The 24,284-nt window shown below is 67.4% G+C and carries 23 protein-coding genes; 10 read left to right on the top strand and 13 right to left on the bottom strand.

The features are described from left to right. Positions 1–154 precede the first annotated feature (154 nt). Positions 155–1,060, top strand: coding sequence for a LysR family transcriptional regulator (locus tag ACFU95_RS22320; RefSeq protein WP_383830257.1), 906 nt, complete (start codon positions 155–157; stop codon positions 1,058–1,060). Between the two features lie 158 nt (positions 1,061–1,218). Beyond that, entirely contained in the window at positions 1,219–1,701 is a 483-nt protein-coding gene (locus ACFU95_RS22325) for an NUDIX domain-containing protein (protein WP_383830260.1), read from the top strand. A 50-nt stretch (positions 1,702–1,751) separates the two neighbouring features. Here the strand turns inward: ACFU95_RS22325 and ACFU95_RS22330 are convergent, their stop codons facing one another. Together ACFU95_RS22330 and ACFU95_RS22335 are read right to left on the bottom strand one after the other, a co-directional pair. Continuing rightward, positions 1,752–3,335 (bottom strand): globin domain-containing protein, encoded by a 1,584-nt coding sequence (locus ACFU95_RS22330; RefSeq protein WP_383830263.1) that lies wholly within the window; start codon positions 3,333–3,335, stop codon positions 1,752–1,754. Positions 3,336–3,726: 391 nt separating this feature from the next. Further along, positions 3,727–4,359 (bottom strand): HAD family hydrolase, encoded by a 633-nt coding sequence (locus ACFU95_RS22335; RefSeq protein ID WP_383830266.1) that lies wholly within the window; start codon positions 4,357–4,359, stop codon positions 3,727–3,729. 253 nt (positions 4,360–4,612) lie between these two features. Here ACFU95_RS22335 and ACFU95_RS22340 point away from each other — a divergent pair, with 253 nt between their 5' ends. Continuing rightward, positions 4,613–5,479 (top strand): GNAT family N-acetyltransferase, encoded by an 867-nt coding sequence (locus ACFU95_RS22340; protein ID WP_383830269.1) that lies wholly within the window; start codon positions 4,613–4,615, stop codon positions 5,477–5,479. Between the two features lie 109 nt (positions 5,480–5,588). Here ACFU95_RS22340 and ACFU95_RS22345 read toward each other — a convergent pair whose 3' ends face one another. Together ACFU95_RS22345 and ACFU95_RS22350 are read right to left on the bottom strand one after the other, a co-directional pair. Next, positions 5,589–6,011, bottom strand: a complete 423-nt coding sequence (locus tag ACFU95_RS22345; RefSeq protein ID WP_383830272.1) for a heme-binding protein — start codon at positions 6,009–6,011, stop codon at positions 5,589–5,591. A gap of 84 nt (positions 6,012–6,095) precedes the next feature. Beyond that, the gene (locus ACFU95_RS22350; RefSeq protein WP_383830275.1) at positions 6,096–7,307 is read right to left on the bottom strand and encodes an MFS transporter; all 1,212 of its coding nucleotides are present in this window, start codon (positions 7,305–7,307) and stop codon (positions 6,096–6,098) included. Positions 7,308–7,449: 142 nt separating this feature from the next. Here ACFU95_RS22350 and ACFU95_RS22355 point away from each other — a divergent pair, with 142 nt between their 5' ends. Then, positions 7,450–7,908 carry a MarR family winged helix-turn-helix transcriptional regulator gene (locus ACFU95_RS22355; RefSeq protein WP_383830278.1) on the top strand — a complete coding sequence of 153 codons (459 nt, stop codon included), beginning with the start codon at positions 7,450–7,452 and terminating at the stop codon, positions 7,906–7,908. A gap of 9 nt (positions 7,909–7,917) precedes the next feature. Then, positions 7,918–8,370, top strand: coding sequence for a GNAT family N-acetyltransferase (locus tag ACFU95_RS22360; RefSeq protein ID WP_383830281.1), 453 nt, complete (start codon positions 7,918–7,920; stop codon positions 8,368–8,370). 47 nt (positions 8,371–8,417) lie between these two features. On the opposite strand, the gene ACFU95_RS22365 is transcribed toward ACFU95_RS22360, so the two are convergent. Then, positions 8,418–9,809 carry a serine hydrolase domain-containing protein gene (locus tag ACFU95_RS22365; protein ID WP_383830284.1) on the bottom strand — a complete coding sequence of 464 codons (1,392 nt, stop codon included), beginning with the start codon at positions 9,807–9,809 and terminating at the stop codon, positions 8,418–8,420. Between the two features lie 90 nt (positions 9,810–9,899). Beyond that, positions 9,900–11,378 carry a replicative DNA helicase gene (gene dnaB, locus ACFU95_RS22370; RefSeq protein WP_383830287.1) on the bottom strand — a complete coding sequence of 493 codons (1,479 nt, stop codon included), beginning with the start codon at positions 11,376–11,378 and terminating at the stop codon, positions 9,900–9,902. A 459-nt stretch (positions 11,379–11,837) separates the two neighbouring features. Here dnaB and ACFU95_RS22375 point away from each other — a divergent pair, with 459 nt between their 5' ends. Beyond that, a complete protein-coding gene (locus ACFU95_RS22375) occupies positions 11,838–13,175 on the top strand; it encodes an MATE family efflux transporter (RefSeq protein WP_383830290.1) in 1,338 nt (445 codons plus the stop codon). 149 nt (positions 13,176–13,324) lie between these two features. On the opposite strand, the gene rplI is transcribed toward ACFU95_RS22375, so the two are convergent. The 4 genes from rplI to rpsF all read right to left on the bottom strand — a co-directional run bounded on the left by rplI (position 13,325) and on the right by rpsF (position 15,081). Beyond that, positions 13,325–13,771 (bottom strand): 50S ribosomal protein L9, encoded by a 447-nt coding sequence (gene rplI / locus ACFU95_RS22380; protein ID WP_383830293.1) that lies wholly within the window; start codon positions 13,769–13,771, stop codon positions 13,325–13,327. A gap of 18 nt (positions 13,772–13,789) precedes the next feature. Beyond that, on the bottom strand, positions 13,790–14,026 hold the full coding sequence (rpsR, locus tag ACFU95_RS22385; protein ID WP_003949403.1) for a 30S ribosomal protein S18: 237 nt from the start codon (positions 14,024–14,026) through the stop codon (positions 13,790–13,792). Between the two features lie 81 nt (positions 14,027–14,107). Continuing rightward, entirely contained in the window at positions 14,108–14,710 is a 603-nt protein-coding gene (locus ACFU95_RS22390; protein ID WP_383830296.1) for a single-stranded DNA-binding protein, read from the bottom strand. An 80-nt stretch (positions 14,711–14,790) separates the two neighbouring features. After that, a complete protein-coding gene (gene rpsF / locus ACFU95_RS22395; protein ID WP_010353482.1) occupies positions 14,791–15,081 on the bottom strand; it encodes a 30S ribosomal protein S6 in 291 nt (96 codons plus the stop codon). A 264-nt stretch (positions 15,082–15,345) separates the two neighbouring features. On the opposite strand from rpsF, the gene ACFU95_RS22400 reads away from it, so the two are divergent. From ACFU95_RS22400 to ACFU95_RS22410, 3 genes are all read left to right on the top strand, one after another. Then, on the top strand, positions 15,346–15,657 hold the full coding sequence (locus ACFU95_RS22400; protein WP_383830300.1) for a hypothetical protein: 312 nt from the start codon (positions 15,346–15,348) through the stop codon (positions 15,655–15,657). Positions 15,658–15,874: 217 nt separating this feature from the next. Continuing rightward, positions 15,875–16,993 (top strand): lipid II:glycine glycyltransferase FemX, encoded by a 1,119-nt coding sequence (locus tag ACFU95_RS22405; protein ID WP_383830302.1) that lies wholly within the window; start codon positions 15,875–15,877, stop codon positions 16,991–16,993. 98 nt (positions 16,994–17,091) lie between these two features. Beyond that, on the top strand, positions 17,092–18,123 hold the full coding sequence (locus ACFU95_RS22410; protein ID WP_383830305.1) for an alanine racemase: 1,032 nt from the start codon (positions 17,092–17,094) through the stop codon (positions 18,121–18,123). 114 nt (positions 18,124–18,237) lie between these two features. Here the strand turns inward: ACFU95_RS22410 and ACFU95_RS22415 are convergent, their stop codons facing one another. The 3 genes from ACFU95_RS22415 to ACFU95_RS22425 all read right to left on the bottom strand — a co-directional run bounded on the left by ACFU95_RS22415 (position 18,238) and on the right by ACFU95_RS22425 (position 23,225). Continuing rightward, positions 18,238–19,740, bottom strand: coding sequence for a glycosyltransferase family 87 protein (locus ACFU95_RS22415; protein WP_383830308.1), 1,503 nt, complete (start codon positions 19,738–19,740; stop codon positions 18,238–18,240). Positions 19,741–19,820: 80 nt separating this feature from the next. Then, positions 19,821–20,255, bottom strand: coding sequence for a hypothetical protein (locus ACFU95_RS22420; protein WP_383830311.1), 435 nt, complete (start codon positions 20,253–20,255; stop codon positions 19,821–19,823). 336 nt (positions 20,256–20,591) lie between these two features. Then, positions 20,592–23,225 carry a transglycosylase domain-containing protein gene (locus ACFU95_RS22425; RefSeq protein WP_383830314.1) on the bottom strand — a complete coding sequence of 878 codons (2,634 nt, stop codon included), beginning with the start codon at positions 23,223–23,225 and terminating at the stop codon, positions 20,592–20,594. A 352-nt stretch (positions 23,226–23,577) separates the two neighbouring features. Here ACFU95_RS22425 and ACFU95_RS22430 point away from each other — a divergent pair, with 352 nt between their 5' ends. Then, complete coding sequence (locus tag ACFU95_RS22430; protein ID WP_383830317.1) at positions 23,578–24,261, top strand: helix-turn-helix transcriptional regulator; 684 nt, start codon at positions 23,578–23,580, stop codon at positions 24,259–24,261. The last annotated feature ends 23 nt before the right edge of the window (positions 24,262–24,284 follow it).

Below are 24,284 nucleotides of genomic sequence, written 5' to 3' on the forward strand. Positions count from 1 at the left end.
CGCCCTCGGTTCCACGCGTGAAGAACCGCGCGAACAAGGCTAGTTGACTCTCTGTCAGTGTCCAATCACAGTAGCGACAGCGACCTATCGACTTATTTATAGTTGGGCCCTGCCCTGGGGGTGGAGAGAAGGGCGGGGAAGGAGAGGGTGCGGCATGGATCTGGCCTTGTTGCGCACTTTTGTGACGGTGCACCGGGCTGGTTCCTTCACCCGTGCCGCCGCGCTGCTCGGGCTGTCGCAGCCGGCCGTCACCTCGCAGATCCGCACTCTGGAACGGCAGCTGGGCCGTCCGCTGTTCCTGCGGCAGGCCCGCGGAGTGACGCCGACGACCATGGGCGACGAACTCGCCCACAAGGCGGCGCCGCATCTCGACGCCCTGGTGGAGATCACCGAGACGGGACTCGACGACGAGTCCTCCTTACGCACGCTGCACCTCGCCGGTCCTCCTGAGTTCACCGCCGAGCGGGCGCTGCCCGCTCTCACCGAACTGACCGGCGAGGACGGCCAGGGCTTCGCACTGCGTGCGTCCTTCGGTAATGCCGAGGAGACCCTGGAGGGGTTGGCCGCCGGGCACCACGATCTGGCCATCAGTACGGCCCGTCCGCGGGGCGCCCTGCTCACCGCGACTCCGCTCTGCGACGAGGAGCACGTCCTCGTGGCCGCTCCCCGCTGGGAGGAACGGATCGGGTCAGGGACGCTGTGCCGCAAGGGGGCACATGCGCTGGAGGACGTCCCGGTCGTGGAGGTGCACGAGTCGCTCCCCTTCGCCTCCCGTTACTGGGCTTCGGTCTACGACTCCCGTCCCGCCGCCCCCGGCACCGTGATCGTCCCCGACCTGCGCGCGGTCCTCGCCTGTGCGGTCGCGGGGGCGGGGCTGGCGGTGTTGCCACGCTATCTGTGCGCGGCCGCCCTGGAGCGCGGCGACGTCGTCGCCCTGCACGATCCGCCGGTGCCTCCGCTGCGAACGTACTTCCTGGTGGTCCGCACGGGCACGCTGGCGATGCCGCATATCGCGCGGGCGCATGAGTGGCTGTTGCGGGCGGCTTCCGAATGGGCCTGAGCCCCGGCTGACGACAGGGCCTGAGCGCCGGCTTCCGGGGGGCCTGAGCAGCGGTTCCCCACGGGTCTGAGCAGGCTTTCCAGGGCCATCACACCGTGAGCTGGGCCGGTGACGGTTCGCGATGTTTCACGTGGAACCAGCCGGGCCACATTTCTCCCATGACCGTCCGACCCGTGGTCAAGCGCACCGCCCGCGCCGTTTTGCTGGATGGCGACGACCTGATCCTCATCAAGCGCACCAAGCCCGGCATGGATCCCTACTGGCTCACGCCCGGTGGTGGAGTCGAGCCGACCGACACGACTGTTGTCGACGCCCTGCACCGCGAGGTGTACGAGGAGCTTGGCGCCAAGATCACCGACGTGGTGCCCTGCTTCGTCGACACCGTCGAGCACATAGGCGAGGACGGTGGAGCGACCGGTGTGAAGGTGCAGCACTTCTTCGTCTGCCGTCTGGGGTCCATGGACCCGTCGTTGCGGCACGGCCCCGAAGTGGACGAACCCGTCGGCGAGTACGAGATCGTGCGGGTGCCGTTCACTCGGGTCGGCATCGCGTCCGTCCATCTCGTACCGCTCTCGCTGCGGCACTACCTCGACGGAAACATCGAGGGCGTGCGCGCGATGCACGCACCCGACTTGGGCTGAGACCGACCCGGAGCGCTGCCGGGCCTTGGTTCGACTACGAGGACGGCTCGTCAGTCCCCGATGACGACGAGTTCCTCGACCGAGTCATGGCGTATGCGTTCGGACGGGATGCCGACGTCTCGGAGCGCGTCCACGCCGCTGCGGATCATGCCGGGCGGGCCGGAGAGGTAGGCGTCGTATTCGGTCCAGGGCCCGTACTGGCGTATGGCCTCGGGGAGCTGGAGCAGTCCGTGCCGGTCCACCACCGGGCGGACCTCCAGCCAGGGGTGGGACTGCTTGAGCCTGAGCATGGTGTCGATGTCGTACAGGTCCTGGTCGGAGCGGGCGCCGTAGAAGACCTCGACCGATCGCCGGTCGCCGTGCTCGGCGACGTCCTCGACCAGTGCCTTGATGGGCGCTATGCCGGTGCCTCCGCCCAGGCAGAGCAGACCGCTGTCGGTGGTGTGGTCCACGGTCATCGAACCGGCCGGCGGCCCGAGCCGGATGATGTCGCCCGGTCGGGCGCGATGCACCAGCGCGTTGGAGACCCAGCCCGCGGGCACGGCCTTCACATGGAACGTCAGCAGGCCGTCCGAGCGGGGCGTCGAGGCGAAGGAGTAGTGCCGCCAGATCCTGGGCCACCAGGGCGTCTCCAGGCTTGTGTACTGCCCGGCACGGAAGGGGTAGGGCTGGTCGGGGCGGACGGTGAGGACCGCGACGTCCGAGGTTCTCAGGTCGTGCGACACGACCTCCGCGTACCACCAGGCGGGGGCACGCAGTTCGTCTGCCGCCGCCGCATCGATCATGACCTGCGAGATCGTCGTGTACGTCCGGATCCAGGCGGCCTCTGTCTCGCCGTCCCAGACCCCGGCGGCGTACTTGCTCAGCGCGCCGATGAGGCACTCGCCGACGGCCGGGTAGTGCTCGGCCCGGGTGCCGTACTTGCGATGACCGCGGCCGAGGTTCTGCAGGTAGTCGACCAGCACGGGGGTGTTGTCGATGTGCTCGGCGGCGGTGAGCAGTGCCTTCAGCAGCCGGTCCCGCTGGGTGTCCATCGCGGCCGGGAACAGGGACCGCAGATCGGGGTGGCGTACGAAGAGCAGCGCGTAGAAGTAGGAGGTGACCTTGTCGGCCACGGGGCCGATCTCGGTCATCGTCCGGCGGACCAGGGCGGCGTCGGGGGAGACGGGTGTGGCCGGGGTCGGGCGCGGTGTCGGCACGCCTATGTGTGGGGAGGGTGAGGCGAGTGAGGTGAGACCCGATATCTCCGGCGGTGCGGCGATCGCCTGGGCGGAGGCTTGCGGGGCCTGCCCCGGGGAGGGGGCGTGGGAAGGCGTCGGCGGCGTGGGCGGCATCCGGCTCGGGACGGGCGGGCCGGGCGCGAAGGCGGGATTTGCCGGGTGGGGCCGTGCCGAGGTGGCCGTCGGGGCGGGCTGTGTGCCGTCCTGGGGTGGCGGGACCGTGTCGTCGTCCGTCGTCGTCCTGCCGACCGGGCGCAACGCCGCCAGGCGGCTGCCCTCGGCGGTCTCCTGTTCGCTGCCCGGAGTCGTCGGCGGCTGCTTGCGCGGCGTGAACCAGCCGCCCCCGCCGCCGGAAGTGCCGTTGTCGGCCGACGTGGTGGTCGGAGCGTCCATGGTGTGCCTCGCCTCGAACATCTTTCAGTCGGTCTGCGCACTTCCTCGATCGGAAGGTGCCTGCTTCCCCCGCGACGGCTTGCATTCCCCGTTCGTTGCCGCAACCAATACGGCTACATACAACCTGAATTCACACTCGGTACGGACAAGTAAGGCGAGAGTGTGACATTGGCCGCAGTGCTCTCACCGCAGCATCCCATCGTGTATGGGCGCCCGGCCGCATAACCGAGAATGCGGGTCTTCGATCTCTCCGTCCCATTAGGCTGCGTTGCCTTGCGCTCGATCCGGCTGTGCGTCTCCATCACAGCTCGGACACGAACCGGAGTCGACCATACCGGCCGCGGCCCCGATCACAAGTCCCCCCTTCATCCCTCACGAATGGGGCCAGGGGGCGAACGGGCAATTCCTTCAATTACCGGCTGCTGCGCACCAATTCATAGGCTTCCCACAGATCCATCCCCATGTAGGAGTGGGTCGCGAGTCCGGCCAGATGGCGGTCCGCGTTGACCGCGACAGAGACCGGGACGGCGCTGAACAGGTCTTTGTCCGACAGCGAGTCGCCATAGGCAACGCATTCGGCCCGGGTCACCCCGAACTCCGCACAGAGCCGGTCGGCGATCCGGACCTTGGCCGCGGCGCTCAGAACTCCCGCCGGGTCGACGGGCTGAGTGAACGGCACGGCTGGAAACCGGGAGCCGAAGGCCGCGTGCGCGCCCCAGCCCGTCAGCCGTTCCACGAAGAAGGAAGGTGAGAGCGATACGACGGCGCAGTAGTCACCCTGTCCCCTGATCTCCGCCCAGACGTCGCGGATCCGGGTCAGCCAAGGAGCGGCCTCGAAAGCGGCTGCCACGTGGGCCTCGGTGAGATCGGCCCAGAGTGCGTGGACCCGCGTCGCATACTCCGGAGGCCCGATCAGCCCCGCAGAGATCTCGCGGTCGAGTGCCACGGTCTCCGTCTCCAGCCCGAGTTGCCGTGAGATCTCCACGGGGGCGGACGTTCCGTGCAGGAGTGTGCCGTCGAGATCGAAGAGGTGAAGTCTCGCCATGGGCCATGAGGCTAACGGGACATGCTGTCGCTCCCCCGGATGGAGATCGGGAACAGCCCGACGGTCGCCGCGCAGCTCGGGGAACTCTCGTCCCCGACGTAGGTGATGGACGCCCGCCGTTCGTCCATGTTTCACGTGAAACACCCAGCGGCCATCGGCACGTCGCAGAGTGACCCATGACATGGCCAAAAGCTCGTACGTCTCCCCGGAAACGGCTGGACGACCAGGGCAGTCGTCAGACAGCCTGACCTGCGTGCCGACTCCTTCCCTCGCCGCTCTGCCCATCCGCCGTCTGACGCCTCGCGACCTCACCGCCTGCGCCGACTTGTCCGAGGAACGGGGCTGGCCCCGTGAGGAACACAAGTGGGGGTTCCTCCTGACAGCGGGGAAGGGCTACGGGATCGACGACCCCGCCGGTGGGCTCGTCAGCGCCTGCGTCGTCACGCAGTACGGGCCGCAGGACCGCCCCGACCTGGCGGCCATCGGTATGGTCCTGGTCGCCGAGCGTCATGCCCGCCAGGGCATCGGGCGCCGCCTGATGCAGCACGTCATCTCCGCGATGGGCACGACACCGCTGACGCTCCACGCGACGCCATACGGCCGGCCGCTCTACGAGGAACTCGGCTTCAAGGTCGCCGGCCTGGCGGAGATGCTGCTCGGGCATTTCAGGCCCGGCGTCGCGGAGACCTCGGTGGCCACACGTGCGGCCACCGCTGAGGACCTCAGCGCGATCCTCCGGCTCGATGAGGAGGTGTTCGGCGCCGATCGCACCCACATCGTCACGCGGTTGCCCGCATTCGTCGACCAACTGCGCGTCGCCGAGGCGCAGGGCCGGATCATCGGCTATGCGGGCGCCTGGCCCAACATGGACACCCAGGTCGTGGGCCCACTGATCGCCCGTGACACGGCGACCGCGAAGGCGCTCATCGCGTCCCTTGCCGCCCACACCGACCGACCGTTGCGCACCGATATCGATGTACGCCATGAGGAGCTGCTGACCTGGGCGAAGGAGCACGGTCTGGCGTCCGTCGCCTTCAACTCGGTGATGAATTTCGGCGTCTCGGAACTGCCCGGTGACTGGAGGCGGCGGTTCGCTCCGCTGACGGTCGCGGCGGGCTGAGGCACTCAGCCGCGAACCGAGACACCCATGAGGAAGCGCCGGTCCCTGCGGGGATCGGCGCTTTTTCATCGAGACGGAGATGCCGTCACGTGATGCGGATGGTCCGCCATCAGGCCAGGTCCTCGATCGCGGCCGTCGCGAACGCGTGGTCCTGCTCCGGTGCGCCACCTCCGACCCCGATCGCCCCGATCAGCCGACCGTCCCGATGGATCGGCACACCACCCGCGATGAAGAGCAGCGGCCGGTCGAGCGCGGTGGGCAGGGTGTGGAAGGGGCCACCGGGCTGTACCGCGTCGACGAGGTCGGCGGTGGGGGCGTCGAGCTGGACTGCCGTGTAGGCCTTGCGGGTGCTGGTCTCTCCGGAGATCAGCACGGCTCGGTCGTCCCGCCGGAAGGCGAGCAGATGACCTCCGGCATCCAGGACCGTGACGCTGACCGTCACCCCGGCGGCCTCGGCGGCCCGGTGGGCGGCGGCTACGAGGAGGTCGGCGTCCTGGATGGTCAGGGGGCCGACGGCGAGGGGGGTGCTCATGGGGCTCTCCTTGCTGTGGTGCTGCGGTGGACTGTCGCGGTGCCGGATGTGCGGGGGCGGCCCTGACCTCGCACACGGGTCAGCTCAGTGGTGTACGACGGCTCGCCGCCCGGCGGGCGCGGTGCCGGAGACGACGGTGCTGGAGGATGCTCCGTCACGGCGCTCCAGTGCGGCCGAGAGGAACGCGAGCAGCAGCGCGGCCGCGGCGAGGGCGGCGCCCACCCAGTTGGGGGAGGTGTAGCCGTAGCCCGCGGCGATGACGATGCCGCCGAGCCAGGCGGAGACGGCATTGCCGAGGTTGAAGGCGCCGATGTTCACGGCCGAGGCCAGTGTCGGGGCGCCGTGTGCCTGGTCGAGGACGCGCTTCTGGAGCGGAGGCACGGTGGCGAAGCCCAGGGCACCGATCAGCGCGATGGTGACGGCCGCGAGGACCTTGTTGTGGGCCGTGAGCGTGAAGAGCGCGAGCACGACGGCGAGTGCGCCCAGCGAGATGTACAGCATGGGCATCAGCGCCCGGTCGGCGTACTTGCCGCCCACGAGGTTGCCTCCGACCATGCCGAGCCCGAACAGGACCAGCAGCCAGGTGACGGAGCCGTCGGCGAAGCCGGCGACGTGCGTCATCATCGGCGCGATGTAGGTGATGGCCGCGAAGACGCCGCCGAAGCCGAGGACCGTCATCGCCATGGCGAGCAGGACCTGGGCGTTCTTGAACGCGGCCAGCTCGTGGCGCAGGCGTACGCCCTGCTGCTTGGGCATGTCGGGGACGAGCTTGGCGATGCCGACAAGCCCGACGACTCCGAGCGCGGCGACGATGCCGAAGGTGACGCGCCAGCCGATGGACTGCCCGACGAGCGTGCCGAGCGGGACGCCGACGACATTCGCGACGGTCAGGCCGGTGAACATCATCGCGATGGCCCCGGCCTTCTTGTCAGGGGCGACCAGGTCGGCCGCGACAACCGAGCCGATGCCGAAGAAGGCACCGTGGGCGAGCGAAGCGACCACACGGCCGATCAGCATGACGGAGAAAGCGGGGGCGAGAGCGGAGAGCAGGTTGCCGACGATGAACAGCCCCATCAGCGACATCAGCATCCGCTTACGGGAGACCTTGGTGCCGAGCACGGTCATGAGGGGAGCGCCGAGGACCACGCCGAGTGCGTAGCCGGTCACCAGAAAGCCGGCGGTGGGGATGGAGACCGCGAAGTCGTCCGCGACCTCGGGCAGCAACCCCATGATCACAAACTCGGTCGTCCCGATTCCGAAGGCCCCGATCGCGAGGGCCAGAAGCGCGAGAGGCATGAAGGGATGCACCTTCCCAGAAGATTGCAGGAGCACTTTACGCGTGGCGACAATACTTGCAAGCGCGTCATACTTGCAAGCGCAGACTATTGCGACCCTGCCCTATTATGGCTTCAGCCACTCCGGGACGGAGGAGTACGTCATGACAGCGACGGACCCCGCGCTCACCGCGCTCGCCCAGGGCTGGTGCGCCCTCTCCCTGCTGCACGGCAGGATCGAGGCGCACATCGAGCGCGCCCTCCAGAGCAGGCACGACCTCAGCGTGCGCGAGTACTCCCTGCTCGACGTCCTCAGCCGCCAGCACAGCGGCGAAGGCGGCCACCTGCAGATGAAGCAGGTCGCCGACGCCGTCGTCCTCAGCCAGAGCGCCACCACCCGACTCGTCACCCGCCTGGAAGACCGCGGCCTGCTCTCCCGCTACCTCTGCCCCACCGACCGCCGCGGCATCTACACCGACGTCACCGACACCGGACTCGAACTCCTCGAACAGGCACGCCCCACCAACGACACAGCCCTGCGCCAGGCCCTCGACGAAGCCGCCAAGAACCCCGAACTCGCCCCGCTGGTCCTCGTCGTGGAGTCGCCCCCTGCGCCCGCATAGGGTGCGGTCATGGGAGATCTTGAGATACGAGCCGCCGTCGCCGATGACATCCCCGCGATCGTCGGCATGCTCGCGGACGATCCGTTGGGCGCCCAGCGCGAGTCAACGGACGACCTGACGCCCTACCTGGCCGCACTGGAAAGGCTCAGCGACGACCCGAACCAGCACCTGGTCGTCGCCGTCCGCGAGGGCCGCGTCGTCGGTACGCTGCAGCTCACGGTCATTCCCGGGCTGTCCCGCAAGGGCGCGACCCGCTCCATCATCGAAGGCGTGCGCATCCACGCCGACGAGCGCGGCAGCGGCCTGGGCACGCGACTCATCGAGTGGGCGGTCGCTGAGTCCCGGCACCAGAACTGCCAGTTGGTGCAGCTGACCTCCGACAACACCCGTACTGACGCCCACCGCTTCTACGAGCGCCTCGGCTTCACGGCCTCACACGTGGGCTTCAAGCTCCAGCTGTGACACGGGCGGGTGCCTGTTTCACGTGAAACAGGCACCCCATCGGACCGTCAGAACGAACCGCTCCCCCGCCACCCGTCCGGATCCACTCCGCCCGGCACGGCAGCGCCCTCGTCGTAGGGCCGGCGCGTGAACACGAACGACCCGAGGTCCAGGTGGTCCACCGTCCCGTCCGGGCGTCGTACGGCCTTCAGGGGCTCGCCGGCGTAGTACCCCTCCAAGCCCGTCCATGTGCCGTCACTGTTGGGCCGGAATCGCGAGCGGCGTCCCTTGCCGGACAACGGCTCCAGCGAGACCAGCCCGTCGGCGGTCAACCGCAGGGCGAAGGCATACGTCCCCCAGTACCACTGGCCGGCCAGCTCCAAGAGCTCCCCGTCGGCTTCGGGCATCGGGCGCCATGGCTCGGGGATGCGCGGCTCGGCGTCGGCCACGATGCGGACGAGGTCTGCGGCGACCGAGAACGCCAGTGGCCCAGAAGTGCAGTTGGCCATGACGACAGCGGCCAGGTCGTCCTCCACGCTCACCATGAGGCAGGCGAGGAATCCCGGGAGTGATCCCGTGTGGCCGACGAGGGTCCTGCCGTCCTGATGCCGGATCTCCAGGCCCAGGCAGTACGCGTACCCACTCGCCACGTCCGCCGTCTCCGGCGGAGCCGCCGGCGTCCTCATCTCCCACAGCGACTCGACGCTCAGCACCCGATCGTCGCCCTTGATCAGGAAGGTCGCGAACCGGGCCAAGTCATCTGTCGTCGACCACAGTTGACCGGCCGGTGCCATCTGGCCGAGGTCTTCGACGGGCTCGGGCAGCATCACGTCGGCCCAGGGATGCACCGCCCAGCCACCCGCGTGCGGTGCCTGCGGGCGCGTACTCGTCCGGCTCAGCCCCAGGGGTTCCAGCACCTCACGCCGGAGCACGTCCTCCCACGAAGCCCCTCTCACCTTCTCGACCAGGGCACCCAGCAACGTGTAGCCGGGGTTCGAGTAGTGGAAGCGGCGGCCGGCCGGATGCAGGAAAGGCTGTTCACCCAGGACATCGGAGAGCTCGGGCCGCATGGATCCAGGGGTCCGTTCCCACCAAAACCCTGGTGACTCGGCCGCCAACCCGCTGGTGTGCGCCAGCAGCGCGGCAATGGTGGACTCCCCGGCGCCGGTGCCCGGCAGGTGCTTCTCCAGCGGATCACCGAGGTCCAACAGGCCCTCGTCACGCAGTCGCAGGACGAGAACGGCGGTGAAGGTCTTGGTGATCGAGCCGATGCGGTACTGCACGTTCTCGTCCGGCGCGTGCCCGTCCATCGAGGTACGCGAGCCGTGCCACACCGCCCGTCCGTCCCGTACGACCGCGGCGACCAGCGAGGGAGCACGTCCTTCGGCCTGGGCCACGGCGATACGGTGCAGCAACGCCCGGCGCGTGGCGGGGAGCAGCTCTTCCTGAGGTGTCGTCATTCCCTCAGTCCACCTCGTCGGCCACACGGGAGTCGAGCGCATATCCCGCGGCTCGATCCGGGGACTCACACTCCCGAGTGCGGTCCGGGATCAGGTCTGCGCCATGTCCACGAATCGTGAGTAGTGGCCCTGGAAGGCAACCGTGATCGTCGCCGTGGGGCCGTTACGGTGCTTGCCCACGATGATGTCCGCCTCGCCCGCGCGGGGCGACTCCTTCTCGTAGGCGTCCTCGCGATGCAGCAGGATCACCATGTCGGCGTCCTGCTCGATGGAGCCGGACTCACGAAGGTCGGACACCATCGGCTTCTTGTCCGTGCGCTGCTCGGGACCACGGTTGAGCTGCGAAAGCGCGATCACCGGGACCTCAAGCTCCTTCGCCAGAAGCTTGAGGTTACGGGACATGTCCGAGACCTCCTGCTGACGGCTCTCGGAACGCTTCGAACCACCGGCCTGCATCAGCTGGAGATAGTCGATGATCACGAGCTTGATGTCATTGCGCTGCTTCAGCCGACGGCACTTCGCTCGGATCTCCATCATCGACAGGTTCGGGGAGTCGTCGATGTAGAGCGGAGCCGCCGAGACCTCGGGCATCCGGCGCGCCAGGCGGGTCCAGTCCTCGTCCGTCATGGTGCCGGAGCGCATGTGGTGCAGGGCCACGCGCGCCTCGGCCGACAGCAGACGCATGGCGATCTCGTTGCGTCCCATTTCCAGGGAGAAGATGACACTCGCCAGGTTGTTCTTGATCGACGCCGCCCGCGCGAAGTCCAGCGCGAGCGTGGACTTACCCATGGCGGGGCGGGCAGCGATGACGATCATCTGGCCCGGATGCAGGCCGTTGGTGAGCGAGTCGAGATCTGTGAACCCGGTGGGCACACCGGTCATCTCACCGGTGCGGGAGCCGATCGCCTCGATCTCGTCGAGCGCACCCTCCATGATGTCGCCGAGCGGCAGATAGTCCTCGCTGGTGCGCTGCTCGGTGACCGCGTAGATCTCGGCCTGGGCGCGGTTGACGATCTCGTCGACATCGTCGTCAGCCGCGTATCCCATCTGCGTGATGCGGGTACCGGCCTCGACGAGACGGCGCAGGACGGCCCGCTCGTGGACGATCTCCGCGTAGTACTCGGCGTTCGCCGCCGTCGGCACCGTCTGGACGAGGGTGTGGAGATACGAAGCACCGCCGACCTTGTTGATCTCGCCGCGCTTGGTGAGTTCAGCGGCGATCGTGATGGGGTCGGCCGGCTCGCCCTTGGCATAGACGTCGAGGATCGCCTGAAAGATCGTCTCGTGCGCGGGCTTGTAGAAGTCGTGGCCCTTGAGGACCTCGACGACGTCGGCGATGGCGTCCTTGGACAGGAGCATGCCGCCGAGGACGGACTGCTCGGCGTCGAGATCCTGCGGCGGCACCCTTTCGAAGGCCGAACCGCCGCCGTCCCACTGACCGTTGTCCCGGCCGCGATCATGCTGCTCGTCGCGTCCCCGGCCACCGTCATCACGTCGGCGGGAGGCGGGCAGACGATCACTGGGACCGCTGTCGGCCCACGGGTCGTCCAAGGGCTCGGAAATACTCACCGAGCCACCTCCTCACGTCCGCCGAGCGGACCTCGCCGTGCCCCTCAGTTCTACGGCACGCCACTGACATTCGAGAGGCCCAACTCCGGTTCTGGCACGTCGGTTTTGTGAGGGTTTCCCGGCCGACGGACGGAGTGGGCGCCGCACCACGGTAGGCCCGCGGGCACCGTCAGCCAATCTGGTTATCCACAGGCCATGTGGACGACGGCCCGGATGCTGTGGAGAACTCCGCGAAACCTGTGCACGACACGGTGGACAGCCCTGTGAACAAGCTCTGATCGAATCTCGCACATAGCACCTGACCTGCTGGTTTACCGTCCACTGGCTGTGCAGAAGAAAAACTTTCCCAGTCGGACCAAGATCCCTTCGAACAGTGCGCGGAAGGACACACCACGAGACGGCAAGTAAGGGGCTCAGTGGCATTGCATCTCTTACCTGTGGACGATTAGATTGGTGGTCATGACACAGGCTCCCGCGACTCCCAAGGCTGCCCGGCGACAGCACGACCGAGAGATCGTCGCCTTGGCCGTTCCAGCCTTCGGCGCACTCGTCGCCGAGCCCCTTTTCGTCATGGCCGACAGCGCGATCGTCGGCCATCTCGGCACCGCACAGCTCGCCGGCCTCGGGGTCGCCTCAGCCCTTCTCATGACAGCCGTCAGCGTCTTCGTCTTCCTCGCCTACGCCACCACAGCGGCCGTTGCCCGACGCGTAGGAGCCGGCGACATCCAGGCGGCCATCCGCCAGGGCATGGACGGTATCTGGTTGGCTCTGCTTCTCGGCGCCGCCGTCGTCGCGGTCGTTCTGCCCACGGCACCGTTCCTCGTGGAACTCTTCGGGGCCTCGGACACAGCGGCCCCGCACGCAACCACCTATCTACGGATCTCCGCCCTCGGCATCCCGGCCATGCTCGTCGTGCTGGCCGCCACCGGAGTCCTGCGCGGACTACAGGACACCAAGACACCTCTCTATGTCGCCGGAGCAGGCTTCGTCGCCAATGGCGTCCTCAATGTGGGCCTCGTCTACGGCGCCGACCTCGGCATCGCGGGATCCGCCTGGGGCACTGTCATCGCCCAGTGCGGCATGGCCGCGGTCTATCTCGTGGTCGTCGTTCGCGGCGCCCGCGAGCACGGTGCCTCCCTGCGCCCCGACGCTGCGGGGATAAGAGCCTGCGCACAAGCCGGGGTGCCTCTGTTGGTCCGCACCCTCTCACTGCGGGCGATCCTCATGATTGCCACGGCCGTCGCGGCCCGTCTCGGGGACGCCGACATCGCCGCCCACCAGATCATCCTGTCGCTGTGGAGCCTGCTCGCCTTCGCGCTGGACGCCATCGCCATCGCCGGGCAGGCCATCATCGGCCGGTACCTCGGGGCCGGCGATGCCGAGGGCGCCCGTGCCGCCTGCCGTCGCATGGTGGAGTGGGGCATCGCGGTCGGCGTCGTACTTGGACTGCTCGTGGTGCTCACCCGGCCACTCTTCCTGCCCTTGTTCACCAGCGACGCGGTCGTCCAGGACACGGCCCTACCCGCCCTTCTCGTAGTGGCGCTCTCCCAGCCGATCTGCGGCATCGTCTTCGTCCTGGACGGCGTCCTCATGGGCGCGGGCGACGGCCCTTACCTCGCCTGGGCCATGGTGCTCACCCTGGCGGTGTTCACTCCGGTCGCGCTACTCGTCCCGGCGCTCGACGGCGGCCTGACCGCGATCTGGGCAGCCATGACACTGATGATGACGGTGCGCATGCTGACGCTCTGGACGCGCTCCCGCTCGGGCCGTTGGATCGTCACGGGCGCGACGCGCTGAATGGCGCTGGCTGTTTCACGTGAAACACGCTGTTTCACGTGAAACGGACGTGCTCCGCTGCCTGGGACGCGCCCGTTCTCCCACAGCGAAGGGGCCGTACCCCAGCGGGTACGGCCCCTTCATTCAGCTGTGCAAGCCGAAAGCCGCGGTCAGGCCGCGACGACCTCGATGCTGACCTTGGCGGCAACCTCGGGGTGCAGACGCACGGACGTCTCGTGAGCGCCCAGGGTCTTGATCGGCGTGCCGAGCTCGATGCGGCGCTTGTCGACCTCGGGACCACCAGCAGCCTTGATCGCGGAAGCGACGTCGGCCGGAGTGACGGAACCGAAGAGACGACCGGCGTCGCCGGAGCGAACGGCCAGACGGACCTTGACCGCTTCGAGCTGGCCCTTGACCTGGTTGGCCTGCTCGATGGTCTGGATCTCGTGGATCTTGCGAGCACGACGGATCTGCTCGACGTCCTTCTCGCCACCCTTGGTCCAACGGATAGCGAACTTCCGCGGGATCAGGTAGTTGCGAGCGTAACCGTCCTTGACGTCAACGACGTCGCCCGCGGCACCGAGGCCGGAAACCTCGTGGGTGAGGATGATCTTCATTAGTCAGTCACCCTTCCCTTAGCGCGCGGTGGAGGTGTAGGGCAGCAGCGCCATCTCACGGCTGTTCTTGACAGCCGTGGCGACGTCACGCTGGTGCTGCGTGCAGTTGCCGGTCACGCGGCGGGCACGGATCTTGCCGCGGTCGGAAATGAACTTCCGCAGCATGTTCGTGTCCTTGTAGTCCACGTACGTGACCTTGTCCTTGCAGAAAGCGCAGACCTTCTTCTTAGGCTTGCGCACAGGCGGCTTCGCCATGGTGTTTCTCCTGTGTGATCAAGAAGTTTGGGTACGACCCGCCCTTTGACCCGGACCGGCCCGAAGGCCAGGCCCGAAGGCCTAGAAGGGGGGCTCGTCCGAGTAGCCGCCGCCACTGCCGCCGCCGGAGTTTCCACCCCAGCCGCCGCCACCGCCGCCGCCCTGCTGGCCACCGGCGGGAGCGCCGGTCGCCCACGGGTCGTCCGCGGGGGCACCGCCGCCTTGCTGACCGCCGCCGGAGTTTCCACCCCAGCCGCCGCCACCCTGGCCGCCACCGCCACCGCCGCCATAACCACCCTGGCCACCGCGGCCGGCACCACCGGAGGTCTTGGTGACCTTGGCCGTGGCGTTCCGCAGGCTGGCGCCGACTTCCTCGACGTCCAGCTCGTAGACCGTGCGCTTGACGCCCTCACGGTCCTCGTAGGACCGCTGCTTCAGCCGGCCCTGCACGATGACGCGCATGCCTCGCTGGAGCGACTCAGCGACGTTCTCCGCCGCCTGACGCCAGACCGAGCAGGTCAGGAACAGGCTCTCGCCGTCCTTCCACTCATTGGTCTGACGGTCGAAAGTGCGGGGAGTGGACGCGACACGGAACTTCGCGACCGCCGCACCGGAAGGGGTGAAGCGCAGCTCGGGGTCGTCGACAAGATTGCCGACGACCGTGATGACGGTCTCGCCTGCCATGGGGAACCTCTCGGCGGGTTTGCTGCTCTGGCTGCTTGGTTGCTGCTACTCGAATCCCGAGATCAGCTGAGCGGGAGAGCTCAGTGGGTCTCGGGGCGGAGGACCTTGGTCCGGAGGACCGACTCGTTCAGGTTCATCTGGCGGTCGAGCTCCTTGACGATCGCGGGCTCAGCCTGCAGATCGATGACCGAGTAGATGCCCTCGGGCTTCTTCTTGATCTCGTACGAGAGACGACGACGGCCCCAGGTGTCGACCTTCTCGACCTTTCCGTTGCCCTCACGGACGACGGAGAGGAAGTTCTCGATCAGGGGGGCGACAGCGCGCTCCTCCAGATCGGGGTCGAGGATGACCATCACCTCGTAGTGACGCATGTGGAACCCACCTCCTTTGGACTCAGCGGCCACGGTCGTTCCGTGGCAGGAGGGTTGTGATGCGTACGCAACGGTATCGGCCGCCACTGACAATCGGGGGTGACCTCGCGGTTTCCCCGAGCTGGCCCGGGCAGACACCGGTGCAGACGCTACACAGTACCCGCACACCGGCGTCCGGTTGAAATCCGGCCGCCGTCCCCCACAATCTGTACACATCGGGTGTGTATGGCGCTACGATGCGCCGCCTTCCGCAGGAGGTGCCCTATGGCACAGGCATTGCGACCCAACACCGTCGGAGGTCTTTTCGCCACGGACGGAAAGCCCCACCCTCTCCAGGACACCCTGCTCGCGGTGACCCTGGTGCTGGGCATCACGGCCTTCGTCACGGCGATGTTCCACAACCTGCACCTGCTCAGCTCCTGGACCGGCCTGGTGGGAATCCTCACCGGGGCGTACGGGCAGTGGATCTCGGAGACGACCCGCGAACGCTTCGGGCTGATCATCGGCCTCGGCGCCTCGGCGGTCGGCTTCTTCCTCGGCATGGCGCACGGCGGCCTCTTCGGCGGGGTCTTCTGACGCCAGGGGCACTGTCCTCCCCACCCCGGCCACGGAGGTTGTCCTCCGAACACCGGTAGAACACCGAATAGCGCTCCATCGAACGCCTCGGCGGCCACCAGGCCGAGGCGGAGCTTCCATACGCCCATTCGGGGCGCTCGAAAGGCGCAGTAGGCTTCGGCGCGAGAGCCGGAGCCCCTGTACCCATGGGGACACCCCAGCCCGAGGAGCGCCCCGAATGAGCCTGACCCTGAGGACGATCAGTCGCGAGCAGCATCTGGCATACATCCAGAGCCTGCCGTCGGCGAGCCACATGCAGGTCCCGGCCTGGGCGGACGTCAAGGCGGAGTGGCGATCGGAGAGCCTCGGCTGGTTCGACAAGAGCGGTGAACTCGTCGGCGCGGGCCTCGTCCTCTACCGGCAGCTGCCCAAGATCAAGCGCTATCTCGCCTATCTGCCCGAGGGCCCGGTCATCAACTGGTTCACGCCGAATCTGACCGACTGGCTGGAACCGATGCTCGCGCACCTGAAGAACCAGGGCGCCTTCTCCGTGAAGATGGGCCCGCCGGTGATCATCCGGCGCTGGGAGGCGGGCTCCATCAAGCAGGGCATCCAGAACCCGGACGTGAAGCGGCTGCGCGACATCGAGGCGGACTTCATCGAGCCGCGCGCCTTCGAGGTCGCCGACAAGCTGCGCCGTATGGGCTGGCAGCAGGGCGAGGACGGCGGGGCCGGCTTCGGCGACGTACAGCCTCGCTATGTCTACCAGGTGCCGCTGGCGAACCGGTCCCTGGAAGAGGTCCACAAGAACTTCAACCAGCTGTGGCGGCGCAACATCAAGAAGGCCGAGAAGGCCGGCGTCGAGGTCGTCCAGGGCGGCTACCAGGACCTCGCGGAGTGGCAGCGCCTGTACGAGATCACGGCCGTGCGCGACCACTTCCGGCCGCGCCCGCTGTCGTACTTCGAGCGCATGTGGACGGCCCTCAACACCGAGGACCCCAACCGCATGCGGCTGTACTTCGCCCGCCACAACGGCGTGAACCTGTCGGCGGCGACCATGCTGATCGTCGGCGGGCACGTCTGGTACTCCTACGGCGCCTCCGACAACATCGGCCGTGAGGTCCGGCCCTCGAACGCGATGCAGTGGCGGATGCTCCGCGACGCCTACGCGCTCGGCGCCACCGTGTACGACCTGCGCGGCATCTCCGACTCGCTGGACGAGACCGACCACCTCTTCGGACTGATCCAGTTCAAGGTGGGCACCGGTGGGCAGGCCGCCGAGTACCTCGGGGAATGGGACTTCCCGCTCAACAAGCTGCTCCACAAGGCGCTCGACATCTACATGTCGCGTCGCTGACCTCGCGTTCTCTTCTTCGATACCGTCAACAGCTGCAACGTCGATAGCTTCCATATCTCTGATACACCGCAGCTACGAGAAAGGCTCCAGGTCCGGCCATGGCGCTCACGCTCTACGTCGACACCGCGCGCTGGCGGGCGCATCACAAGCACGTGCAGGAGCAGTTCCCGGGCCTCGTCCCGGTCTGCAAGGGCAACGGCTACGGGTTCGGGCACGAGCGGCTGGCGGAAGAGGCCACGCGTCTGGGTTCCGAGGTCCTCGCCGTCGGCACGACGTACGAAGCGGCGCGCATCAAGGACTGGTTCGGCGGCGACCTGCTGGTGCTGACGCCGTACCGGCGCGGCGAGGAGCCGGTGCCGCTGCCCGACCGGGTCATCCGCTCGGTGTCGTCGGTGGACGGCGTGTACGGCCTCGTGGGCGCCCGTGTCGTCATCGAGGTGATGTCCTCGATGAAGCGGCACGGAGTGAGCGAGCACGAGCTGTCGCAACTGCACGCCGCCATAGAGAACGTCCGGCTCGAGGGCTTCGCCATCCACCTGCCGCTGGACCGCACCGACGGCTCGGACGCCGTCGAGGAAGTCATCGGCTGGATGGACCGCCTGCGTGCGGCCCGGCTGCCGCTGCACACGATGTTCGTCAGCCATCTGAAGGCCGAGGAACTCGCCCGTCTCCAGCAGCAGTTCCCGCAGACCCGCTTCCGCGCCCGCATCGGCACGCGGCTGTGGCTGGGGGACCACGAGGCCACCGAGTACCGCGGCGCGGTGCTGGACGTCACGCGCGTCTCCAAGGGCGACCGCTTCGGCTACCGGCAGCAGAAGGCGGCCTCTGACGGCTTCCTGGTGGTCGTCGCGGGCGGAACATCGCACGGGGTGGGCCTGGAGGCCCCCAAGGCCCTGCACGGCGTCATGCCGCGTGCCAAGGGCGTTGCCCGGGCCGGCCTCGCCACGGTCAACCGGAACCTTTCTCCCTTCGTGTGGGGCGGCAAGCAGCGCTGGTTCGCGGAGCCGCCGCACATGCAGGTATCCATCCTGTTCGTCCCCGCGGACGCCCCCGAGCCGAAGGTCGGCGACGAGTTGGTCGCCCATCTGCGCCACACCACCACGCAGTTCGACCGGCTCGTCGACCGCTGAGGGACCGTTGAGGGACCGTTGAGGGAACTCCGCTCGGCAATGCCGTAACAACGAAGGCCGTACACGGAGAACCCGTGTACGGCCTTTCGCGTCTGCCTCTATCGCCCTGTTCGCTCAGAGCGAACCGTCGGTCGTCGCCCCCGGACTGCCCCATTCCACAGGCGTCCCGTCGAAGTGGGCCGCGTGCCGCGGGGGATGGGCCGCGGGGCCGAACACGAACACGTCCTCCGCTCTGTCGAGGACTCCGCCCGAGGGATCGTCCTCGCCGGTCCGGCGCACCGGATCGCGCTCGGGCATGAGGATGTCCCGTACGACGACGGCACACAGGTACAGAGTCCCCAGCAGGTGCATGCCGATAGCCCAGTGGTAGCCGTCGGGCGGCAGTCCCTTGTGGGCGTCCCCGCTGGTCGTGTACGCGAGGTACAGCCAGATCCCGAGGAAGTAGGCCACCTCGCACGCCTGCCAGATCAGGAAGTCCCGCCACCTCGGCCGGGCCAGCACGGCCAGCGGCACCAGCCACAGGACGTACTGCGGCGAGTAGACCTTGTTGGTGAGGATGAACGCCGCGACGATCAGAAAGGCCAGCTGGGCGAAACGTGGACGCCGCGGCGCGGTGAGCGTGAGCGCGGCGATGCCGGCACAGCACAGCAGCATCAGCAGCGTGGCGAGCGTGTTGACCGTCTCCGTGCTCAGCGGATCGGTGGAGTTCTGGGCCATGATCAGCCAGAAGGAGCCGAAGTCGACACCCCGCTCCTGACTGAACCGGTAGAACTGCGACCACCCGTCCCAGGCGAGGAGCATCACCGGAAGGTTCACCACCAGCCAGGCGACAACGGTGCCGACCAGCGCCTTTCCGAAGTCCCGCCACTTGCCCGCACGCCAGCACAGGACGAACAGCGGGCCGAGCAGGAAGACGGGATAGAGCTTCGCGGCCGTGGCCAGTCCCAGCAGGATGCCGAAGGCGACAGCGCGACCGCGCGACCACATCAGCATCGCGGCGGCCGTCAGGGCGACGGCCAGCAAGTCCCAGTTAATGGTCGCGGTCAGCGCGAAGGCGGGCGCCAGGGCGACCAGCAGTCCGTCCCAGGGGCGCCGGACGTGCGTGCGCGTCACGCACACGGCGATGACGACCGCGCACGCCATCAGCATTCCGGCGTTGACCATCCAGTACCACTGCTCCTGGTGCTGGATGGTGCCGCTCCCGGTCGTGAGCCAGGAGGCGACTTCCATGAACACACCGGTCAGGACCGGGTACTCGAGGTACTCCATGTCGCCGGGGAGCTTGTCGAAGTACGGCACGAGCCCGTCGGCGAAGCCACGCCCCTGGTAGAGGTGCGGGATGTCCGAGTAGCAGGCATGCGTGTACTGCGAGCTGGCGCCGAAGAACCAGCCACCGTCGTAGCAGGGTGCCTTCTGCACCAGGCCGAGGGCGAACATGCCGATCGCCACGAGCGCGATGATCCGGACCGGAGTCCACCAGGACGTCCCGAGCAGGGCACGCCGTCCGATGGGGCCACCGATCAGCTCACTCCCGTTCGCGGCGACCTCGTCCTCCTTGGTCGGCCGCACCGGGTCGGGCTCGTGCACGCTCGTGGGCGTCGTCTCTGCACTGGGCATGGGGCACATCCTGCCGTACGTGCCTTGGAGTGAGGTGTCAGGAGGGCGATCGAGCACCGGTCGGCCGGCGAGGTCTCACGTCAGTACCACTTGTAGTCAGTGCAGTACCGGATCGGCTCAGGGTTGTTTCCCTCCCAGACCGCGGCCTGGACAGCGAATCCCACGGTGGTCGCCGCGGAGTAGGCCGAGGTCGACCAGCCCTGCGAGGTGCCCTTACCGCCGTAATGGGCACGCCACGGGTAGTAGGTGTGGGGACCGGCCATGCTGAGGGAGATGAAGCGGATCCGCACGTGGTGGTCGTCGGCCGCGTTGTCAGCCAGCGAGAGGTAGACGTGCGGGTAGTTGTGGGAGCCTGCGGTGTAACCGTCGACGTTGACAGTCCCGCTGACACCCGTAGCGCTGCACCCGGCGACCGCGACGGCGGCATGCGCGGGACTGCTCGCCTGGCCCACCAGGATCAACCCAGTGAGCGCAGTGATGGAGGCCCAGGCCCTGGAGCGGTCTCGCCATCTCATTTCATTGCCTCACTCACGTTCAGACTGATGTTCCCTGCACCGTAGGGATCTTGGAATGTCCTGTACAGATCAATCCAAGCCACCAGGGGTACGTTCGTTTCCGGACCACGGGGATGGCGGTGGAACGAGCGGCAGCGCACCCCAGGCGGCGCCTCCCCGACGAACTCGGCTCGTTCCAGACCGCTCGACAGCGCAACATCGGTGGTACATCAACCGCGTCTCGAAATGCGGCGCGGCCTGGCCACACGACCGACGAAATTCGCGATCGGCTACCAGGCCGCTCTCCACCTCGCCACCATCCTCATCCGGACACGGCGCTGACCAAGGAGACAGAACCTAACCCGTCGAGCCTCCGAAAATACCGCCGTTGCCGTTGGCATTGCCGTTGTCGTCTGTTTCCGTAGACGTGGGCGTCGGCGACGAGGTCGCTCCCCCGTCCTGGCCACCGTCCTGGCCACCGCTGGTGGGGTCACACTGCCAGCTGATCTGGCAGGTCTCACTCGCCGTGGGCGTCGGAGAGGCGGCACTCTCGCTGGGTGACACGCTCGGCGTCGGGGAAGCCGACTCGCTCGGCTCAGGAGTGAAGGACGGGGTCGGCGACGGCGCGCCCACGGCGTCGTGGATCTCGCCGATCTCCTCGGCCTCCGGGAAGCCGGGATCACTCTCGCTCTTGAGCGCGGCCTTCATGTACTCGGTCCACACTTCCGTGGGGACATCACCACCATGGATGGAGTCCTCGCCGGCCGTGCCGTTCATCGAGAGAAGTTTGTGATCCTTCGGGTTTTCGCGGAACATCGCGACCGCGGTCGAGAGTTGCTGGGTGTACCCGACGAACCAGGCCGACTTGTTCTCGTCAGTGGTACCGGTCTTGCCGGCTGCCGTCCGGCCCAGGGCCTTGGCGTTCTGACCTGTACCGTTCTCGATGACGTTCTCGAGTGTGTCGGTGACATTGTGAGCTACGTTCGCAGGCATTGCTTCACTGGCCTCAGGCTTGGTGAATCCGGAAAGCCTTTGGCCGTCCTTCTTGACCTCAACAACCGAGTACGGATCGGTGTGCTGGCCGGACGCGGCGAACGTCGCGTAGGCGTCCGCCATGCGGATCGCACTGGGGGTCGACGTGCCGAGCGCGAAGGACGGGTTGAGCGTGGCAAAGCTGTCCCTCAGGATGCCTGACCTCTGGGCGACGTCCCGCACCTTCGTCATTCCGACGTCCCAGCCAAGCTGCACGAACGGCGTGTTGATGGACTGCTCCATCGCCTTGCGCAAGGTGATGTAACCCCAGGCGCGAGGGCTCTCGTTGCGCTGCAGAAAGACCTGGTCATCCTTGTCCAGGACATAGCTGCCGTCATCATTCCGGACCTTGAGCTTGTCGTTGCCGTTGTACTTGCTCATCGGCGACAGGGCCTCGCCGTTGGTGTCGTACCTGCCGTACTGCATGGCCGCGGCAAGCACGAACGGCTTCCACGTCGAACCGACCGGGACACCTGAGGTATCCGCATTGTTGGTGAAGTGGTCGTTCTCGTAACCGGCGCCGCCGTAGATGGCGACGATGGCACCATCGTTGGGCTTCACCGAAGCAGCACCGAACTGGACGTACTTGTCCAGCTCACGCTTCTCTGGGTCGAGGCGCTCACTCTCGATCTTCTTTACGGCCTTGGTCAGGGCGTTGACCTTGTCCTTCTCGAAGGTCGTGGTGATCTGGAAGCCGCCCTTGTCGAACTCCGTCTGTGTGATGTCCGAGTGGTTGAGGACGTACTTCTTGGCCGTGTCGACCAGGTAGCTGATCTGGCCGGTCATGCCCTTGGTCGCCTTGAGACCCTGGGGCATGGGGTACTTCTTGGTGGCTTCCTGGTACTGCGCCTCCGTCAGGTGGCCGTCCTTGCGCATCTCGCCGAGGATCCAGCCCCAGCGCACCTGGGAACGTTTCTTGTTCGCCACAGGAGTCGCCGACTTGTCAAGGTTCGTGTTGCCCTCGGGGTCGTAGTACGTCGGGCCTTTGAGTAGCGCGGCGAGGAAGGCACACTCGCTCGGCGTGAGCTTGACCGCGTCCTTCCCGTAGTAGGTCTGGGCCGCAGCCTGGAGACCGTACGCGCCACGGCCGTAGTACGACGTGTTCAGGTACCCCTGGAGAATCTCGTCCTTGGTGAGTTCACCCCCTACCTTTATGGAGATGAACATCTCCTTGAACTTCCGGGAGAGCGTCTGCTCCTGGCTCAAGTAGGTGTTCTTGACGAACTGCTGAGTGATCGTCGAACCGCCCTGTGTGTCACCGCCCCGGGCCATGTTGGCCAGCGCTCGGGCGATGCCCGCGGGGTCGATGCCCGAGTCCTCGTAAAAGGTCTTGTTCTCGGCCGAGATCACCGCGTACCGCATGGCCTTCGGGATCTTGTCGATCGTGATGTTCTGACGGTTTTGGCCGCTGCCCGTGGCGACCATCTGAGTGCCGTCTGCCCAGTAGTAGACGTTGTTCTCAGACTTTGCCGCGGCATCCTCCTTGGGGATGCCGACCATCGCGTACCCGATACCTGCGACGGCCACAAGACTGCCGAAGAAGCCGATGAACAGTCCGGTGACAAGCCGCCACGACGGAACCCAGCGCGCCGCGCCGTACTTGCCCGCGCGTGGATAGTCGATGAACCGCTTCTTGTCGGGCGGGGCCGCGCGTCCTCTGCCGCGCCCGGGGCCGTTCGGCCCGCCGGGAGCGCCTCGGCGGCCGCCCCGGGCTGGTTCGGGCGCTCTACGGCGGCTGCCCGCGCCTCTCTGGGCAGCGCGCCGTGCTTCGGCGCGTCCGCCATACGGACGTTCCTCGCCTTCCGGACCGCTGGGACCCGACCCGTACGAGTCGGAAGGAGATCCGGTGGCGCCTCGCGGTGCCGCTCGGCGGCCGGAGGAAGAGCCGACCTGGCCGCGTCGGGTCGCGGCACGTCCGCCTCCCTGCGGCGGCGGCGGTTTGCGACGGTGCTCGCTCATCGAACGACTACTCCTCGGGCAGGCGCACCCCTGCGCGCCTGACAACGGCGGCTGTTTTCCGGTCCCCCCGAAGTACGGATGCGGTCGGTTCCGCATTCACCCGTACTGCACCAAGAACGACGACGCCCTCAGGCGTCACTCGGTTCCCGGTGCTGTGCATGGCGCACAGACTACGCACCGTCAAAGCCCCACCAGCCCCGAACTTCACCCCAAATCAGGCAACTCGCTCCACATGAATCGTTGATGTGATCCCGTTCACCGTTCCCCCACTTGTCGCGTCCGGGAGGCCGTTCTATCGTTCTGATGTATCGAGTCGATACATCAGCGCGAGATATGCCGAGGAGGCGAGGGGATGAGCCGACGTTCCGGGATCCTCGAGTTCGCCGTCCTCGGACTGCTCCGCGAATCCCCGATGCACGGCTACGAGCTGCGCAAACGACTCAATACGTCGCTGGGCGTGTTCCGCGCGTTCAGCTACGGCACGCTCTATCCCTGCCTCAAGACGCTGGTCGCCAACGGCTGGTTGATCGAGGAACCGGGGAACACCACCGAGGACGCCCTCGCCGCACCACTCGCGGGGCGTCGCGCCAAGATCGTCTACCGGTTGACGGCAGAAGGTAAGGAGCACTTCGAGGAACTGCTCTCGCAGACCGGCCCTGACGCGTACGAGGACGAGCACTTCGCTGCCCGATTTGCTTTCTTCGGACGCACACCCCAGGACGTGCGCATGCGCGTGCTGGAAGGCCGCCGCAGCCGGCTGGAGGAGCGGCTGGAGAAGATGCGCGCCTCCCTGGCGCGTACTCGGGAGCGCCTCGACGACTACACGCTTGAGCTCCAGCGCCACGGGATGGAGTCCGTGGAGCGCGAAGTGCGCTGGCTGAACGAGCTCATCGAGAGCGAGCGGGCCGGGCGGGACCTGAAAGGTTCCGCTTCCGGGGGGTCCGCTCAGCAGGACACCACATCTGGAGAGCCGGGCGATCTGCCCCGTCCCGGGGGTACCCCCGGGACGGATTCGCCTGGCGACACCGCCACGTGAGAGCCCAGTCAGGGCCTCACTCG

Origin of the sequence: Streptomyces sp. NPDC057623 (assembly GCF_042800355.1) — a bacterium.
In the GTDB taxonomy this organism is placed as follows: Bacteria; Actinomycetota; Actinomycetes; order Streptomycetales; family Streptomycetaceae; genus Streptomyces.

Coding starts and splice junctions, on each gene's coding strand:
- ACFU95_RS22320 (WP_383830257.1), top strand. CDS start 155: ATGGATCTGGCCTTGTTGCGCACTTTTGTGACGGTGCACCGGGCTGGT.
- ACFU95_RS22325 (WP_383830260.1), top strand. CDS start 1,219: ATGACCGTCCGACCCGTGGTCAAGCGCACCGCCCGCGCCGTTTTGCTG.
- ACFU95_RS22330 (WP_383830263.1), bottom strand. CDS start 3,335: ATGTTCGAGGCGAGGCACACCATGGACGCTCCGACCACCACGTCGGCC.
- ACFU95_RS22335 (WP_383830266.1), bottom strand. CDS start 4,359: ATGGCGAGACTTCACCTCTTCGATCTCGACGGCACACTCCTGCACGGA.
- ACFU95_RS22345 (WP_383830272.1), bottom strand. CDS start 6,011: ATGAGCACCCCCCTCGCCGTCGGCCCCCTGACCATCCAGGACGCCGAC.
- ACFU95_RS22350 (WP_383830275.1), bottom strand. CDS start 7,307: ATGCCTCTCGCGCTTCTGGCCCTCGCGATCGGGGCCTTCGGAATCGGG.
- ACFU95_RS22355 (WP_383830278.1), top strand. CDS start 7,450: ATGACAGCGACGGACCCCGCGCTCACCGCGCTCGCCCAGGGCTGGTGC.
- ACFU95_RS22360 (WP_383830281.1), top strand. CDS start 7,918: ATGGGAGATCTTGAGATACGAGCCGCCGTCGCCGATGACATCCCCGCG.
- ACFU95_RS22365 (WP_383830284.1), bottom strand. CDS start 9,809: ATGACGACACCTCAGGAAGAGCTGCTCCCCGCCACGCGCCGGGCGTTG.
- ACFU95_RS22375 (WP_383830290.1), top strand. CDS start 11,838: ATGACACAGGCTCCCGCGACTCCCAAGGCTGCCCGGCGACAGCACGAC.
- rplI (WP_383830293.1), bottom strand. CDS start 13,771: ATGAAGATCATCCTCACCCACGAGGTTTCCGGCCTCGGTGCCGCGGGC.
- rpsR (WP_003949403.1), bottom strand. CDS start 14,026: ATGGCGAAGCCGCCTGTGCGCAAGCCTAAGAAGAAGGTCTGCGCTTTC.
- ACFU95_RS22390 (WP_383830296.1), bottom strand. CDS start 14,710: ATGGCAGGCGAGACCGTCATCACGGTCGTCGGCAATCTTGTCGACGAC.
- rpsF (WP_010353482.1), bottom strand. CDS start 15,081: ATGCGTCACTACGAGGTGATGGTCATCCTCGACCCCGATCTGGAGGAG.
- ACFU95_RS22400 (WP_383830300.1), top strand. CDS start 15,346: ATGGCACAGGCATTGCGACCCAACACCGTCGGAGGTCTTTTCGCCACG.
- ACFU95_RS22405 (WP_383830302.1), top strand. CDS start 15,875: ATGAGCCTGACCCTGAGGACGATCAGTCGCGAGCAGCATCTGGCATAC.
- ACFU95_RS22410 (WP_383830305.1), top strand. CDS start 17,092: ATGGCGCTCACGCTCTACGTCGACACCGCGCGCTGGCGGGCGCATCAC.
- ACFU95_RS22415 (WP_383830308.1), bottom strand. CDS start 19,740: ATGCCCAGTGCAGAGACGACGCCCACGAGCGTGCACGAGCCCGACCCG.
- ACFU95_RS22420 (WP_383830311.1), bottom strand. CDS start 20,255: ATGAGATGGCGAGACCGCTCCAGGGCCTGGGCCTCCATCACTGCGCTC.
- ACFU95_RS22425 (WP_383830314.1), bottom strand. CDS start 23,225: ATGAGCGAGCACCGTCGCAAACCGCCGCCGCCGCAGGGAGGCGGACGT.
- ACFU95_RS22430 (WP_383830317.1), top strand. CDS start 23,578: ATGAGCCGACGTTCCGGGATCCTCGAGTTCGCCGTCCTCGGACTGCTC.